General features: G+C 68.4%; 14 protein-coding genes and 2 pseudogenes. 10 read left to right on the top strand and 6 right to left on the bottom strand.

Annotated features, from left to right (window positions below; genetic code table 11):
- Positions 1-6: 6 nt before the first annotated feature.
- Together ACMTAK_RS02150 and ACMTAK_RS02145 are read left to right on the top strand one after the other, a co-directional pair.
- Positions 7-306 carry a hypothetical protein gene (locus tag ACMTAK_RS02150; RefSeq protein ID WP_413804546.1) on the top strand — a complete coding sequence of 100 codons (300 nt, stop codon included), beginning with the start codon at positions 7-9 and terminating at the stop codon, positions 304-306.
- Positions 307-1,047: 741 nt separating this feature from the next.
- Positions 1,048-1,866, top strand: a complete 819-nt coding sequence (locus tag ACMTAK_RS02145; RefSeq protein ID WP_413804545.1) for an endonuclease/exonuclease/phosphatase family protein — start codon at positions 1,048-1,050, stop codon at positions 1,864-1,866.
- Between the two features lie 197 nt (positions 1,867-2,063).
- Here ACMTAK_RS02145 and ACMTAK_RS02140 read toward each other — a convergent pair whose 3' ends face one another.
- Complete coding sequence (locus ACMTAK_RS02140) at positions 2,064-2,285, bottom strand: hypothetical protein (RefSeq protein WP_413804544.1); 222 nt, start codon at positions 2,283-2,285, stop codon at positions 2,064-2,066.
- Positions 2,286-2,540: 255 nt separating this feature from the next.
- On the opposite strand from ACMTAK_RS02140, the gene ACMTAK_RS02135 reads away from it, so the two are divergent.
- Complete coding sequence (locus tag ACMTAK_RS02135; RefSeq protein ID WP_413804543.1) at positions 2,541-2,765, top strand: hypothetical protein; 225 nt, start codon at positions 2,541-2,543, stop codon at positions 2,763-2,765.
- A 176-nt stretch (positions 2,766-2,941) separates the two neighbouring features.
- Here the strand turns inward: ACMTAK_RS02135 and ACMTAK_RS02130 are convergent, their stop codons facing one another.
- Together ACMTAK_RS02130 and ACMTAK_RS02125 are read right to left on the bottom strand one after the other, a co-directional pair.
- Positions 2,942-4,702, bottom strand: a complete 1,761-nt coding sequence (locus tag ACMTAK_RS02130; protein WP_413804542.1) for an FAD-dependent oxidoreductase — start codon at positions 4,700-4,702, stop codon at positions 2,942-2,944.
- A gap of 166 nt (positions 4,703-4,868) precedes the next feature.
- The gene (locus ACMTAK_RS02125; RefSeq protein WP_413804541.1) at positions 4,869-6,122 is read right to left on the bottom strand and encodes an MFS transporter; all 1,254 of its coding nucleotides are present in this window, start codon (positions 6,120-6,122) and stop codon (positions 4,869-4,871) included.
- 280 nt (positions 6,123-6,402) lie between these two features.
- On the opposite strand from ACMTAK_RS02125, the gene ACMTAK_RS02120 reads away from it, so the two are divergent.
- The gene (locus tag ACMTAK_RS02120) at positions 6,403-7,260 is read left to right on the top strand and encodes a sugar phosphate isomerase/epimerase family protein (RefSeq protein ID WP_413804540.1); all 858 of its coding nucleotides are present in this window, start codon (positions 6,403-6,405) and stop codon (positions 7,258-7,260) included.
- The gene (locus ACMTAK_RS02115) at positions 7,257-8,024 is read left to right on the top strand and encodes an SDR family NAD(P)-dependent oxidoreductase (RefSeq protein ID WP_413804539.1); all 768 of its coding nucleotides are present in this window, start codon (positions 7,257-7,259) and stop codon (positions 8,022-8,024) included. The genes ACMTAK_RS02120 and ACMTAK_RS02115 overlap by 4 nt, the downstream gene beginning before the upstream one ends.
- A 12-nt stretch (positions 8,025-8,036) precedes the next feature.
- On the opposite strand, the gene ACMTAK_RS02110 is transcribed toward ACMTAK_RS02115, so the two are convergent.
- Complete coding sequence (locus ACMTAK_RS02110; protein WP_413804538.1) at positions 8,037-9,038, bottom strand: LacI family DNA-binding transcriptional regulator; 1,002 nt, start codon at positions 9,036-9,038, stop codon at positions 8,037-8,039.
- Positions 9,039-9,268: 230 nt separating this feature from the next.
- Here ACMTAK_RS02110 and ACMTAK_RS02105 point away from each other — a divergent pair.
- Positions 9,269-9,511: pseudogene (locus tag ACMTAK_RS02105) on the top strand (IS3 family transposase); the annotation flags it as partial.
- A 13-nt stretch (positions 9,512-9,524) separates the two neighbouring features.
- Here the strand turns inward: ACMTAK_RS02105 and ACMTAK_RS02100 are convergent.
- Positions 9,525-10,329, bottom strand: a pseudogene (locus tag ACMTAK_RS02100) (transposase family protein).
- 154 nt (positions 10,330-10,483) lie between these two features.
- The gene (locus ACMTAK_RS02095; protein WP_413804537.1) at positions 10,484-11,083 is read right to left on the bottom strand and encodes a TetR/AcrR family transcriptional regulator; all 600 of its coding nucleotides are present in this window, start codon (positions 11,081-11,083) and stop codon (positions 10,484-10,486) included.
- A 103-nt stretch (positions 11,084-11,186) separates the two neighbouring features.
- Between ACMTAK_RS02095 and ACMTAK_RS02090 the strand changes: the two genes are divergently transcribed.
- The 4 genes from ACMTAK_RS02090 to ACMTAK_RS02075 all read left to right on the top strand — a co-directional run bounded on the left by ACMTAK_RS02090 (position 11,187) and on the right by ACMTAK_RS02075 (position 14,532).
- Complete coding sequence (locus ACMTAK_RS02090) at positions 11,187-11,933, top strand: SDR family NAD(P)-dependent oxidoreductase (RefSeq protein ID WP_413804536.1); 747 nt, start codon at positions 11,187-11,189, stop codon at positions 11,931-11,933.
- A gap of 252 nt (positions 11,934-12,185) precedes the next feature.
- Positions 12,186-12,950 carry a hypothetical protein gene (locus tag ACMTAK_RS02085; RefSeq protein ID WP_413804535.1) on the top strand — a complete coding sequence of 255 codons (765 nt, stop codon included), beginning with the start codon at positions 12,186-12,188 and terminating at the stop codon, positions 12,948-12,950.
- Positions 12,951-13,346: 396 nt separating this feature from the next.
- Positions 13,347-14,003, top strand: a complete 657-nt coding sequence (locus ACMTAK_RS02080) for an IS5 family transposase (protein ID WP_413804534.1) — start codon at positions 13,347-13,349, stop codon at positions 14,001-14,003.
- 166 nt (positions 14,004-14,169) lie between these two features.
- Entirely contained in the window at positions 14,170-14,532 is a 363-nt protein-coding gene (locus ACMTAK_RS02075; RefSeq protein ID WP_413804533.1) for a hypothetical protein, read from the top strand.
- Positions 14,533-14,596 lie beyond the last annotated feature (64 nt).

Below are 14,596 nucleotides of genomic sequence, written 5' to 3'. Positions count from 1 at the left end.
ACTTGCTTGGGTGACAACATCCCGGCCCTGCTGGGCGGCCGGGTCTACGGCTGTGACCACGACGACCCCGACCCGGGGCCGCTCCCGCACCAGACCCACGCCGTGCTCATTGGCGGGCCGCTGGATGGGTTGCTGCTGGACATCACCGGCTGGCGGCCCGGGGAAGTCGATGGTGGCGCGGCCCTGTCGACCGAGCTCGGTCAGTTTCCCGGCGGGCGGTCGCTGTTCGGGCCGCGCCCCGGCGGGCCTCGAATACCGGGCCCGGGTGTGAGCTGCCGCTTCTTCTACTCTGGCGACACTCCCTGACCGACGCCCCGGCCACGGCAGGCCATCGGCTCGCCCGCGCTGGGCGGCGGTGGTGTCGGTGATGCGCAGCAAATTGCTCGGTACCGCTCGCGCGCCCTGGAACCAGCCTCCTCGAATTCCTCCTCCGAACCGTGCGGGGTGCTGCTCTCGACAGATCCAGGTGTGGGCGCCGGCCACGGCCCCGGCCTCCAGCTGCGAGACGAGCCCGTCCGCCTGTGCGGGGGAGACCCCGGCCCGGGTGAGTGCCTCGGACACGGAGATGCGCGCGGTCATCGCCTCGCTCTGGTGCTGTCTGATGCGGGCCGGCTCTTCCTCGCACGCGTCGTGCTGCTCGGTGCTCATGCTGATGCGGGTCCTGCTTGAGCTACTCCTGGACGGAGAGCCGATGGACGAGCCACTACGCGATGCAGAACTTCAAGACCGGCTGCATTGTGCCGTGCTGCGTGGCGCGACGGCTGACCGCTGCACGCGCCACAGATCGACGGGGACGGTCTGCCAGATACGGCAGACCGATCCTGCCGATCTGTGCCCAGGCGCCGTAGAGCTTCCCCTTGACGCAGCGACACGCCGAGGGGCCGGGCTGCCGGGGACATGCCCCCTATGTCGTTATGGTGGGTACACGTCAACCGAAAAGGGGGCGCCATGAGCACTCGTAGAGCGCTGCTGGCGACGGCTGCGGTCGGAGGACTCTTCGCCGCGCTGACAGGACCGGCCCCGGCAGGGGCCGCTGAACATCGATTAATGAGCATTCCCACGGATGTACGGGCGATCACGTGGAACATCTGCGGGGCTTCCAAGACCGCGTGCTGGGATCATTCGTTCGGTGACCGGTACGGCAAGGTCAACGAAATGGTGGGCTGGGTCAAGAGGGACCCGCGCGTCGCGGTGGTGATGTTCAACGAGAGCTGCAAGTCCTACTACGGGGACTACCTCAAGAAGCAGCTCAACGCCACAGGGACAGGCAACTGGAAGGTCTCCCACGTCAACGGGCTCAATGTGGAGACCGGTGAGCCGTTCATCTGCGACCCCGACATCAATCAGCCCAAGGACGCCGGGGTGACTATCGCCGTCAAGCAATTCCCCGACGGCGACCCGAAGCCGCTGAAGATCACCTTCCCCAGCACCAACGGCAGGCCGGAGGGAACCCAGGCCGCCGCCTGCTTCAAGGACGACCCCAACAAGTTCCTCGCCTGCGCCACCCATCTGCCCGCAGGCAAAGCAGACCCGGACAAGCATCAGCGCCAAGCCACCGTCAGGTCTCTGCATGATCAGCTGAAGAAGTACCAGGACCAGGGCTACCGCACCGTGGCCGGCGGCGACTTCAACCTCAAGCCCGACGACGCCGCGATCAAGCCGATGTACGCCGACAACTTCGAGGCTGATCCGGAACACGGTGACACCCACGACGAAGGCAAGATCGACTACATGTTCTTCTCCGACTACGGGTGGGACCTCCTCAACGGCAACCCCATCCTCAGCGGTGGGTCGGACCAGTACAACCAAAAGCGCCTGAGCGATCACTGGATGATGCAGGGAACGGTCCGCGTCTCCAACGGGTAGCAAAACCGGCTGTGGCGCCGGCACGCGGGCGCCACAGGATGACCCTGCGCTGTCCGTCGTCGACGCGGTCCGATGACCACGGGGCGGTCTGCCAGTGCGGCAGACCGCCCCCGTTGCGTCCTTCTAGCCAGCCCACCGTCGATATCCGATGGCGCACCAGCCAACCGGGGTCCCGTGAGAATGTCTGATCTCCATGATCACTGCAGCAGGCCGGCCTGGGTCGCCTGGCGGAAGACGTCTCCGCACGTGGGGAACGGCATCGGCGAGCGTTCGGCGAGGACGAGCAGCGCATGGTGCAGTTCCCTGCTCAGCTGGAAGAGCCGGCGGCTGGCCTGCCCGCCTTGATAGATGCCGACGGGTGCCTGGGCAAGGTAGTAGGCAATCTCGGTGGGGTCGGACAGGCTGCGGCGGGCCAGCACCCAGCCCAGGTTGTCCCGGCCCTCGACCGGATCGTGCTGCTCGATGAAGGCGCGGGCTTGGTACCAGGTGCGCTGCCAGCCGACAGGCCGGGGCGGGTTCCACCACGGGTCCCGCTCACGCCAGCTGGGCGGCCTGTTGCATGGTCAGCGAGGCGGCGTCGGCACGCCGGTTGGCCAGCCACCGCCCCAGCTCGAAGCCCTCGCGCCTCCCGGCGCGGGTATGCGGCAGGGCCAGGTGCCGCGCATGCGGCGGGCATGCTCGAGCCGTTCCGCGAAGAACTGCTCATGCCGCTGCGCATCCCGTTGCTGCAGGCCCAGGCCACGTCCCTGGGGCCGCGCCACCACCGGCTCCGGCTGCGGCCTGCCCACACCGGCAGCGTCGGGGCGGCCGGCCAGGAGCTGAAGGCCCGCTTCCGCCTCCACCGGCCGGTGCCCGGCGTGCACCCACCACAGCCCGCGCAATCCTCAAACGCGGTCTGAGTGAAGCGGCCAACCACCGTCGCGTACCGGCCGTTCAGCATTGCTTCCTGACGTCGACGGGCAACTACTACCGAAGGTCAGTAGGAGCTGGGCCGCGCGCTCTCGACGGACAACGTTTCGCGTTCGAGGCGGGATTGCAGGCCCGCTCAGTCTCTTCACTGTGTGCGGACGGCCACTCAACGAGCCCTGGTCTGGGTTTCGTAGGTGGTGGCGTCCGCTGCATGACGGGCAGCGACGTAGCCGAAGGTCATGGCTGGTCCGATGTTGATACCGCCGGAGGGGTAATGGCCGCCCATCACGTTGGCCTGGTCGCAGCCGGCCGCGTACAGATGGGGGATGGGGTCGCCGTTCGCGTTCAGTACGCGTGCGTGGCCGTCGGTCCTCAAGCCCGCGAAGGTGCCGAAGCTGCCGGGCTGCACCCTGATCGCGTAGAAGGGGCCCTTTTCCAGGGGAGCGAGTGAGGGGTTGGGGCCGTGGGCATGGTCCCCGGAGCCGCGGTTGAACGCGGTGGCGCCGCGGTGGAAAGCGGGGTCCTCGCCCCGGCGTGCGTGCTGGTTGAACTCCTCGACAGTGCGCCGCAGTTGTACCGGATCGATGCCGCAGGCCTGCGCCAGTTCCTCAAGAGTGCGCCCGCGCGTCATGTAGCCGTTGCGCAGGTAGGGCCACTGGGGGATCGGGAACGGCTTGGCCATGCCGAAGGGGTAGCGGCGCTGGAAACGGTGGTCGCAGACGAGCCAGGAGACCGCCTCGTCCCCGGGTGGGGTCGCGTCGATCATCGCGGTGGCGTAGTCGTAGTAGCCGTTTGCCTCGTTGACGAATCGTCGGCCGTCGCGCATCACCGCGATCAGGCCGGGCTTTCCTCGATCGACGATGTGGGGGAAGGTGCCGGTACGGCCGTTCGGCAGGCGGATGGTGGAGACGGGGCACCAGGCGGCGGGGGAGGCGCCGGTGGAGTCGAGGACGCCGCCCACCTCCTCGGCAAGGCGGATGCCGTCGCCGGTAGTGGCTGCGGGGGCGAGGGTCTTGTGGTCCACGCCGGTGCCCTTGGGGAAGAGGGCGCGGCGCCGCTGGTCGTCATGCGGGAAGCCGCCGGTCGCCAGGACGGTGCCGCGGCGGGCGCGGATTGCCACCTCGCCCTCCTGGGTGGACACCACGGCGCCACGTACCTGGCTGTCCTCGGTGAGCAGGCGCGTGGCGGGGGCATTCACGTAGAGCTTTACGCCCAGGTCCTCGGCGGACTTCGCCAGCCGGGCGACGAGCGCCGGCCCGTTGACCAGCTGCATTCCTCGCCGGTGTGTGATCAGGTCCAGCACGTGGAAGGCGACGCGCCAGGCGGCATGGAAGAAGCCCTTCACCGAGGTGGTGGCGTGAAGGAAGTGCTGCAGGTCGGGTCCGGCCATGATTCCCATGCCGAGGAAGGAGGTCTCGTACATCTGCGGGCGCAGTTTGCGGCGCAGGGACCTGCTCAGGCGGCGGGCGTTGATCGGCTTGGGACCCACCTGGCGGCCGCCGGTGCTCGCGCCGGGCTGCCACCCCTGGATGTCGGCGATCTTGGCGCCGTTGACGAAGCGCAGAGCGGTGTGCTCGTGGAAGAAGCCGACCATGTAGGGGGCGGCTTCGAGGAAGGCGTTTACCCGTGCCTCGTCGAAGTCCTTGCCCAGCACGTTCTTCAGGTAGGTACGCGGCTGGTCGACGTCCTCGACGAAGCCCTCGGCGTGGGCGAGGGGGTGGCGCGGCGTCCACATCCAGCCGCCGGACCAGGCGGTGGCGCCGCCGCACACCGGATCCTTCTCGACGACCACTACCTTCAGGCCGTGCCAGGCGGCGGTCACCGCGGCCGACAGCCCGCCCGCGCCTGAGCCGATCACCAGCAGGTCGCAGTCCAGCTGTGCCGCTTCCCCTTCTGAGTTTATGGGAATGATGGTTTTCGCACTCATGGCGCATTCTCCTCGTGCCGGGGTGCTTCCCTGGCGCATTGCTTGCTCGTCTTGCTTGGGACGTCGACCGTGTCCGGCACGGTCAGGCGGTCTCGTAGTGGGCGGCGACGATGGCGGCGCACAGCGCGCCGCCGCCGGTTGCGCGGCCGACACCTTGCCGCCGCGCTCATGCAGGCCGGTGCCGCCGAGCCATCGACCCTGCCGAGGTCCATCGGTAGGCGAACAGACTGGTGACCAAGGCGGCGAGGGCGAGAGAGCCCAGGAGCAGCGCCACACCGAGCCAGTTGCCGCTGTGTCCGGCAAGAGCGGTGGCGACCAGGGGGATGAAACCGCCGACCGCTCCGGCGAGGGCGTAGCCGAACCCGGCGCCGCTGTAGCGGACGGAGATGTCGAACATGCCGGTGAACCAGGTCTGCTGCACCGCGGTGGAGACGTTGTGGCCCAGGTTGATCAGGGCGAAGAAAGCCAGCGTCATCAGCGTCAGAGACCCCGAACGCAGGGCCAGGAAGAACGGGATCGCGGCCGCGGCGGCGCAGAGCGGGCCGGCGATGTAGAACCAGCGGACGCCGACGCGGTCGGCGAGCTTGCCATAGGCGGGGGTGAGGAACGAGCCGAGACACAGCGCGATCATCGAGGCGGTCAGCACGGTGCTCGTTGGGTGCTCGGTGTAGTTCTCGACGTAGACGAGGGAGAAGGTGAAGGCGATGTAGAAGCATCCCTGGTCGACCAGCCGCATGCCGATCACCGCGAGGATCTGCAGCGGCGAGGTCTTCAGCGCCACCCACAGTGGCGCCGAGGCGCGCTGTCGCTCCACCTTGACCTTGGCGAATTCGGCGGACTCCTCTACGCCCTTGCGGATGAGTAGTCCGATGGCGGTAAAAGCGATACTGACCAGGAACGGGATGCGCCAGCCCCAGGCCTCGAACTGGGTCTGGGTGGTCAGGGCCTGCATCAGTGAGAACACGGCCGTGCCGAGCAGCAGACCGATGAAGGAACCGACCTGGACACCGCTGGCCAGGAAGTTCTTCTTTCCCTGCGGGGCGCTCTCCACGGCCATCAGCGCCGCCCCACCCCACTCGCCACCGACCGCGATGCCCTGCAGTGCGCGCAGCAGCACCAGACAGATGGGGGCGGCGACGCCGATCAGCGAGTAGGTGGGCAGTGCCCCGATCGCGGCACTGGCCAGACCCATGATCAGCACAGTGAGGAACAGCATCTGCCGACGCCCGATGCGGTCGCCGAAGTGCCCGAAGATCGCCCCGCCCAGCGGCCTGAAGACGAACCCGACGGCGAAGGAGCCCATTGACGCGAGAGTCCCGATGAACTGGTCGTGCGACGGGAAGTACTGCGGGCCGAAGATCGTCGCTGCGGCGAAGCCGTACAGGAAGAAGTCATACCAGTCGATGACAGCACCGGCCATGCTGGCGGCCGCCCTGCGCCGCGGCGAAGCGCCACCTGAGGTTTGCGGAGTCGCTGCGGGGACGGCCGCCGTCTCCACGGGCCATGCGTGAGAGTCGTTGTGGGGCATCGTTGCTCCAAACTTGCCGTGGCCACCGATCACTCTACGGGCCGCCGGGATATGGAAGGTCCTGCTGCCAGGGAGTCATTGACACCGAATGACTACGTATACATTCTGGTCGGAGCAGCGTAGGAACCTCACACGCGCTGCGTCAATACCCAAACTCGGATGGTGGTTCAACGTGAACGTCAAGTTCGGGCTCGCCCATCTGTCGGCCCTGCACCTGACCCCGCCCTCTCTTGTCACCGCGGCAGGCGAGGCGGGGTTCACCTCTGTCGGCGTGCGGGTGTTCCCTGCCACCAAGACGGAGGCCCGCTACCCGATCGCCCCCGGCACGCCAATGACCGCTGAGACGGTCCGGCGCTGCCGCGCGACCGGAGTCTCCGTCCTGGATGTCGAGGCCTTCACCCTCGACGGTGCGCGCGGGCCAGCGGACTGGACACCCGCCCTGGCCGCCGGGGCGGCGCTCGGCGCGCGCCTCCTGAACGTCATCGGGGCAGATCCTGATCCGTCCCGGCTGCAGGACTCTCTGGCCGCGCTGGTGGCCGACGCGTCCGCGTTCGGCATCCGCCCGTGCCTGGAGCCGATCTCATATCAGTGCGTTAACACCGTCGCCGCGGCCATGCGGCTGGCCCAGGTGACCGGTGCAGGGATCATGCTCGATGTACTGCACTTCGTGCGCGCCGGCGGCACCATTGCCGACCTCGAAGCACTGCCCACGGAAATCGTCGAGGTCGTTCAGCTCTGCGACGGCCCGTCTTCGGTCCCAGACCTGCCCACGCCGGCGCAGCTGCCGCTCGGGCAGAGCCTCGACGGTTCGCCGCGCCAGCTCGAGTCCCGGTCACATCGCCTCGCGCCTGGGGCTGGTGCGTTCCCGCTGGCCGAGATCCTGCGCGCCCTGCCGGACGTGCCGATCAGCGTCGAGGTCCCCAACGTCGCCCTGGTCGAACGCGAAGGGACCAACGCTCATCTCACGGCACTCCACTTGGCGGCCACCACACTTCTGAACTCCATCGACACAGCAGGAGCCCGCCGATGACCGAATTCCTCGACACCCTCCCCACCAGCACCGACTACTGGCCCGGCCGATACCGTGACCAAGTCATCCTGGTCACCGGAGCCGCCGGAGGACTCGCTGCACCGACGTGTCAGCGCCTTACCCGCGAGGGCGCCACCGTGATTCGCACCGACGTGGCAGCCAGCGGGGACGGCTCCTCAGCCGAGGCCTGCCTGCCCCTGGACGTCACCAATCCCGACGCCTGGTCCCAAGCAATTGCCGAGATCCTGGGCACCTACGGACGACTCGACGGCGCGCTGTTCGCTCACGGGGTGCAAGGACCCGAGACCCCGATCGACCAGACCCCGCGCGATGGCTGGCAGCGCACCCTTGCCATCAACCTTGACGGCTGCCTGCACGGCCTCGCCGCGGCTCTGCCGCCGATGCGTGAACGCGGCTACGGACGCGTCACCATCCTGTCCTCGATCGCCGGACGAGAAGGCAACCCGCACCAGGCGGCATACTCCGCGTCGAAGGCGGCAGTCATCTCCCTGGTGAAGACCGCGGCCAAGGAGTACGCCCGCGACGGCATCACCGTCAACGCCGTCGCGCCATCGATGATGCGGACCCGGATGCTCGACGACCTCAGCGCGGAACGCAATGCCGCATTGCTCGCCAGGGTACCAATGGGACGCGTCGGCACACCCGAGGAATTCGCCGCACTCGCAGCCTGGTTGCTCTCACGCGAGGCCAGCTATACCACCGGGCAGACCCTCGACCTCAGCGGCGGACGCAACACCGCCTGACCCTCTGCTCCTTCATACCGGTGCGGCGGTCGTGCCCCGCACAACCAGCCGCACCGGGAAGAGCATCCGTGAGACTGGGCCCTCCCGCCGACCATCGAGCCGGTCGATCAGCAAGTCCACCGCCTTGGCGGCCATCTCCGTGAACGGCTGATGCACCGTCGTGAGGTTGATCATCGACCACCGAGACGGCTCGGAATCGTCAAACCCGACGACGGACAGCTCCTCAGGAACCCGGATCCCGAGCCGGACCGCCGCATCCAGCGTCGCGAACGCGAACGAATCCGTCGAGCAGAAGATCGCGGTCGGCCGTGGATCCATGGCCAGCAACGAGCGGGCCATCTCCATACCACTCTCATGATCGATCGGCCCCCGCCGCACATACTCCTCAGGCAGGTCCAGACCACGCGCCCGAAGCCCGTCCCGCACACCGTCCTCACGATCGCGGCCGTTGCTGACGGCGCGCCGGACCGACACCACCGCGATCCTGCGGTGCCCGAGCGCAACCAGGTGATCCGCGACCAGTTCGCCGCCTGCACGGTCCTCGCTCATGACCGCGTCCACCTGCAGATCAGAGACGTCGCGGCTCAGCAGCACCGTCGGCAATTGATGCGCCGCCACCCGAGCCACCGCCGGCGAATCGTCCGTTGCGGACATGAAGATCAATCCATCGACGATCGCCTCGTTCAGGATGTCCACAGCGTCGCCGTCATGGGCTTCCTCGGGATCACGAATCAGAGCCATGCGGTACCCACGCGCCGCTGATTGCTCTTGCATCGCCGCGATCACCGGCGCGTACAGCGGACTCCTCAAGTCGGCCACGACGACGCCGAGCGCCTTCGCCCGCCGAGTGACCAGCATGCGGGCGGCAGGATCGGGCCGATACCCCAACGCCTTCGCCGCCTCGAGAACCCGTTGGCGCGTCTTCTCCGTCACCGCAGGATGACCGCGCAGCGCCCGCGACACCGTGGCCTGTGAGAGACCCAGATGCCGCGCCAGATCGACACTCGTCACCATGCCAGGAGGATACGTGAACCGGCCTGGAGGCCCTGGGGCGGGCCTACGGCGGCCAGCGTGCTGTTGCCCAGGAGATCGACCATCCCCGGACGAGGCCGAGCGAGTGATCGACCACAGCGCGAGCGCGGCCTCCGGCGATCCCGCTGCCGGGTTCTCGGGCTGTCACGGCGACGTATTGCGCCGGAAAGAAGCGTCCGAAGTCAGCCCGCCGGTTCCGTGAAGAGCAGCTGATGCCCGTGATCGAGAAGATCCACGCCGAACCCGGGGCCACCTTTGGGGCTCGGCGGATCACCCACGCCCTGCGACGCAGGGGCAATCAGCTGGTCCGCTGCACCGTCGAGCAGATGATGGCCCGAGCTGTGGGGCACCTACTCCGGGCCTCACCTGCCCTGCCCGGAGCGGTTCACGACATCAAGGCCGCGCGAACCCACGGCATCATCGATGCTCTGGACAAGGCCGGGATGCAGTGGGCCTTTGCCAACCTGATCATGTGCTGGCGATCACGAGGGTCTGGACTGCGGCGATGAGCTCGGCGGCGTTGTTGGGACTGGAGCGGATCTTGCGCAGGATCTTCCAGTTCTTCAGCTCGGCGTTGACCCGCTCGCCGGGTCCGCGACGGCGGGCGGGGGCTTCGTTCACGTTTTTCTGGTTCCGGGACAGGGGCCGGTAGCGGCCGGTGTCGGGGTCCTTGCGTCGGCGCCGCTGCGGGACGGCCACGGTCGGTCCGGCGCGCCCTGGTAGGCGGTGTCGGCGGCCGCGGGGATCTTGTGGGCGGTGAACGCGTCGATGATGCCGTGCTCGCGGGTGGCGCCCATGTCGTGGCGTGCGCCGGGCAGCGGCGCTGAGATCCACGCCAGCCGCCGGATCGGGTCGGCGATGACCTGTACGTTCAGCCCGTGGGCCTTGTGTTTGCCGGAGGAGAACGCCCGGTCGTAGCCGGAGGTCATGCCGACCCGGTCGATGCGCAGCAGGGTCCCGTCGAGGATCACGAACGCCTTGCGGCGAGCGACCTCGATCGCCTGTTCCAGGGTGGGTGCCTTCGCCGCGAGCGGGTCGAGCGCCTCGCGCTGCAGCGGTAGGCCGTCGAGGTGCCGGCCCCGAACCCGCAGGCCAGGTCGGCGTAGGTGTTGTTTTTGCGCAGGTGGGCTAGTTCTAGGACCAGCAGGGCCTGGCGGTCGGCGGGCAGCTTGCGCCACCGGGTCCCACGTTCGGCGCGGTGGCCGCGCTGTAGGTCTGCGAGCAGGTCGAGCCCGCGGCTGGACATGGTCATCCCGGACGGGTAGGGCAGCATCGTGAAGCTCCTGATGGGACGTGTCGATCTGGTCAATCGTCCGTCTGCGAGGAGCTTCACTCATTCGAGGACACGACCCGCCGCTCGGCCCTGACCAGCAGGTTCACCCAGGTTGGCAGGGCTTAGTGCGAACGGTCGGTTCGCGCCTGTCGGTTCAGTCGCCGCAGTGGTCCGGCAGGAGTTGAGCCGCGAGCGATCGTGCCGTGGCGGTGAGTGTGGCCGTGTCCAGCCCGGTCCGGCTCATGAACACGATCCCTTGTTGCGCGGCCAGGAGGGCCCGCGCCAGTGCGATCGGATCCGCTCCGGCCGGCAGGTCGCCCTCGCGTTGGGCGCGGGCGACGCAGTCACCGATCAGCGCGGTGGACGTCTCGTAGGTGCGGTGGGCGTGGTCGAGGACTTCCGGATCGGCGTTACCGAGTTCGCAGGTGCTGTTGGCCATCAGGCAGCCACGCCGCGTGCCGGCGCCGGTCGGATCGTCGATCGGCGCCTCGAGGAGCATGCGCAGTGCGTCCAGGGCCCGTGGAGCCTCGGAGAGGGCTTTCCGAAGATGGCCATGGCTGTCGTCGGTGTAGCTGCGCAGCGCCCGGAGGAAGAGCTGACGCTTGTCGCCGAACGCCGCATACAGGCTGCCTTTGCCCAGCCCGCTGACCCGCATCAGGTCTTCCAGCGAGGTCGCGGCGTAACCGGCGTCCCAGAACTGCTCCCGGACGGCGTTCAGCACCTGCTTCTCGTCGAACGATCGCGGACGTGCCATGCGAACAGGATACGGATTCTTGACCGTGCGGTCCACCATCCTTATGGTGGACCGCACGGTCAAGAACTCCGTGGCACGTTGCATCTGGGGAAGTGGGAAGCACATGGGAAAGCTGGACAACAAGGTGGCGATCGTCACCGGCGGGTCGCGGGGGATCGGGGCGGCGTCGGCGCTGGCGCTGGCTGACGAAGGAGCCGACGTCGCGATCAGCTACTCGGCCTCGGCGGATCGAGCCAAGGCCGTGGTCGCCGGCCTGGAGGCGAAGGGAGTGCGTGCGGCGGCTTTCCGGGCCGACCAGGCGGACGCGACGCAGGCGGCGGGCCTGATCCGGCGCGTGGTCGAGCAGTTCGGGAAGCTGGACATTCTGGTCAACAACGCGGCCGCGGGTGGTGGCAGCCTCGTCGACAGCGAGTTCGTCGACCAGGCCGCCATCGAGCGGCAGCTCGCCGTCAACTACACCAGCGTGGTGGCCGGGATCCAGGCGGCGGTGCCGTCGCTGCCCGATGGCGGGCGGATCGTCAGCATCAGCTCGGGTGTGGCCACTCGGGCGGGTTTCCAGGGGATGGCGTACTACACGGGCTCGAAGTCGGCCCTCGAGGGCTTCAGCCGGGGCGCCGCCCGCGATCTGGCGCACCGGGGCATCACGGTCAACGTCATCCAGCCCGGGTTCATCGACACCGAAGGAAACCCCGCCGACGGCCCGGCCGCATCCATGTTCCTTCCGACCACGGCGATGGGGCGGTACGGCAGGCCGGAGGAGATCGCCGCAGGCGTCGTCTTCCTCGCCAGCCCGCAGGCCTCCTACGTCACCGGCGCAGTGCTGAGGATCGACGGCGGATACGGCGCATAGCCAGACCGCGCAGCTGACCGCGGGCACCCACGGATAGCGGGCGGCCACGGACGGCGGCGACGGCAGGAGTACGGTCCCCCTCCATGGCAGATTCCCGGGCCACTTCTGTCACGCAGCCGTCCGCGGCCGGCGTCACCCTGCATCTGGGACTGAGCGGATCCGGATCGCGCGCCGGGCTCCTGGACGCGTTGCGGGAGGCCGCGAGCACCGGGCGGCTCGTGTCGGGCACCCGGCTGCCCTCGGCCCGATCCCTTGCCGCTGATCCAGGAACGTCCCGGTTCCGGCTGGCACGTGCCTGGCATCTGGGACCGCATCCTGATCAGGGCTCTCCTCGGCCTCGACGAACACGCCCGCCTCGACCCCGACATTCACAAGGCGTTCCGCGCCATCTTCCCCGATTCCGACGACGACACCGCCCCGCACCCGCGCTTCCAGGAACTGGCCGGCATCCTCGCCCGGGCCGTCAGCCGCGACACCAGCGGGGACGAACTGCCCATCCTCAAAACGGAAATCTCCCGAGCGCTCGAACGCCTCAAGATCCTCAAGGCGCGGCACCCGGGCGCCACCAACGCGCTGCTCGTGCGCGCCTGGCTGGCCAGCCTCCATCAGAGCCTGGCCTACCTGAAATCAGTGATCGCCGGACTCGGCTCCCCGCTGACCGCCGGCCGTGAACTGGCACGAGCGCTCGGCTCGTTCACACACAACGGCGCCCTGCCGTACGGGCCCCTGGGCTGCCAACTGTTCGGATTCAAGATCAACAAGCGCAAGGTCCGCGACCGCCTTCTTCCCCCGCGCGGCCTGCGAGCACGTGCACACCGAGCCCGACTACGCCATGACCGACGCCAGCCCCGGTGCGGTCACCGCCCTGGCCGGCAACGTCTCCGCCTCGGACACCGTATGGGGGACCCCGTCACCATCGGAGGCATCGTCGAAGCCCACATACCTGGGGAAAATCCAGGATCTCGGGGAGAGACTGTGGCAGACCCGGCTCTCCGAACACCTCCGCCAGCGAGATGATCAATTCCAAGGGGCTGTGGCTCGTCGGTCTTCACATGGAGTGCGGCGGCGAGGGGGTCCAACTCTGTTTCGCACCGATGTTGGGCTCCCTTCCCTTGTGCGCGGAGCCGATCCATCGAAATCGATCACCTAGCTAGGCGGTATGCCCAGCACTATGCAGCAGCCGCGGCCTGATACTCTCCTCCGGTGTTCATCGTGATGTTCATTTGACGGTCCTGGGTCACTTCCGCCCAGGTTCTGATCCGTTGAGGGTGCGGTTTTGCATGCCTCCGGACTTCGGCAACTGTCAGACTTCGGCGACCGCGTCACGACGCTGGTCGCACATCATCGGAGATCCTTGCCCCCTGGCGCGCTCGGGCCGTCGATCGGTTCGGGCAGCGCATTGCACTCAACGTTATGGCGACGGCCCAAACCGCGGGGTACCTCGCTCTCGCGCTCCTCACGGACGCGGAGAAGGCCGCGGATATCTGGTTTCTCGTGCTCAGCGCAGTGGTCGGCCCGACGGCGCCACCCCTGGGGGCGGCGATGCGAACGATCTGGGCGTCACTCACGACGGCGGACGAACTCGACTGGTCACGCGCGTGCGTGGACGGCTCCCACGTCCGCGCGAAAAGAGGGGGAGCCGCGACCCGTCCGTCACCGGTCGACCGCCGGAAGACGGGCAGCAAGCGCCACCTGATCTGCGACGGCAAGGGTATGCCGCTCCACGTCATCACGACCGCCGCCAACGTCAACGACATCGCCCAGACCCTGAACCTGGTCGACGGCATCTCGCCCGTGGCCGGACGGCCGGGGCGCCTCCGACGGCGACCCGAGTGCGTTCTCGGCGACAAGGCGTACGACGCGAAGGCCATGCGACGTGAGCTGCGACGCCGCCGGATCCTACCGGTGATCTCCCGCAAGGGCGCCCCGAACATCAAGGGACTGGGCAAGCTCCGCTACCTCGTCGAGCCGACCTTTGCCCTGCTCCAGCAGTTCAAGCGCCTGGCCGTGCGCTGGGAGCGCCGTCCCGGACTCCACAAGGTGACACACTCAGGTTGTCCGCAGGCATAGGTGAAGTTGCTCCCGACTGCGGCGGACCAGCTGTACTGCGGTGCCCAAACCCCCCCCGGAACCGGAGTTCTGCGATGAGCGTCTGAGTTCGGGAAGAGAGCGCGTTCACCGGTGAGACTCCCGGCCTTCCACGGGGTCGGCTCCGAGGAGGAGGGCAACGGAGGACATGGCGCACAACTGGAAGGTCACGCTCATCGCGGTCGGCGCCGTCCTGGCCGCCTCCACCCCCTTCGTCTGGTGGATGAACGGCCCGGACACCGGTCAGATGGTCGGCGGTTCGATTCAGGGCGCCACCGGAGTGGCCTCCCTGATATGGGCCCTGGTGGCCACCAGGACGGGGCCCGCGGCGGATGCGGACGACGTGGCGGCCGACACCGGAGCTGCCAGGGCCACCGGGGGAGGGCACGCCTCCACGGGCGTCCGGGGCCCGCGCGAGGCAGGAGGTCGGCGGCTGCGGGCCGAGCGCACCGGAGACGCCACCGCGGACGGCCCGGGCAGCCAAGCGAACACCGGGGTGGAGCGCCGCTGACTGCTCCGAGACCGCCCTCCCATACGCGGACCCACATGGGGGAAAGGACGAGCACGATGCACCC

The organism is Streptomyces lacaronensis (assembly GCF_047337785.1).
In the GTDB taxonomy this organism is placed as follows: Bacteria; Actinomycetota; Actinomycetes; order Streptomycetales; family Streptomycetaceae; genus Streptomyces; species Streptomyces lycopersici.
Note: the sequence above shows the minus strand (reverse complement) of the source record. Positions and strands in the feature narration are given on the sequence as shown.

Excerpts from the sequence above, each read along its gene's own strand:
- ACMTAK_RS02145 (WP_413804545.1), top strand. The coding sequence starts at position 1,048 with ATGAGCATTCCCACGGATGTACGGGCGATCACGTGGAACATCTGCGGG.
- ACMTAK_RS02095 (WP_413804537.1), bottom strand. The coding sequence starts at position 11,083 with ATGGCACGTCCGCGATCGTTCGACGAGAAGCAGGTGCTGAACGCCGTC.
- ACMTAK_RS02080 (WP_413804534.1), top strand. The coding sequence starts at position 13,347 with ATGGCGACGGCCCAAACCGCGGGGTACCTCGCTCTCGCGCTCCTCACG.
- ACMTAK_RS02075 (WP_413804533.1), top strand. The coding sequence starts at position 14,170 with ATGGCGCACAACTGGAAGGTCACGCTCATCGCGGTCGGCGCCGTCCTG.
- ACMTAK_RS02130 (WP_413804542.1), bottom strand. The coding sequence starts at position 4,702 with ATGAGTGCGAAAACCATCATTCCCATAAACTCAGAAGGGGAAGCGGCA.
- ACMTAK_RS02125 (WP_413804541.1), bottom strand. The coding sequence starts at position 6,122 with ATGGCCGGTGCTGTCATCGACTGGTATGACTTCTTCCTGTACGGCTTC.
- ACMTAK_RS02090 (WP_413804536.1), top strand. The coding sequence starts at position 11,187 with ATGGGAAAGCTGGACAACAAGGTGGCGATCGTCACCGGCGGGTCGCGG.
- ACMTAK_RS02110 (WP_413804538.1), bottom strand. The coding sequence starts at position 9,038 with ATGGTGACGAGTGTCGATCTGGCGCGGCATCTGGGTCTCTCACAGGCC.
- ACMTAK_RS02115 (WP_413804539.1), top strand. The coding sequence starts at position 7,257 with ATGACCGAATTCCTCGACACCCTCCCCACCAGCACCGACTACTGGCCC.
- ACMTAK_RS02135 (WP_413804543.1), top strand. The coding sequence starts at position 2,541 with ATGCTCGAGCCGTTCCGCGAAGAACTGCTCATGCCGCTGCGCATCCCG.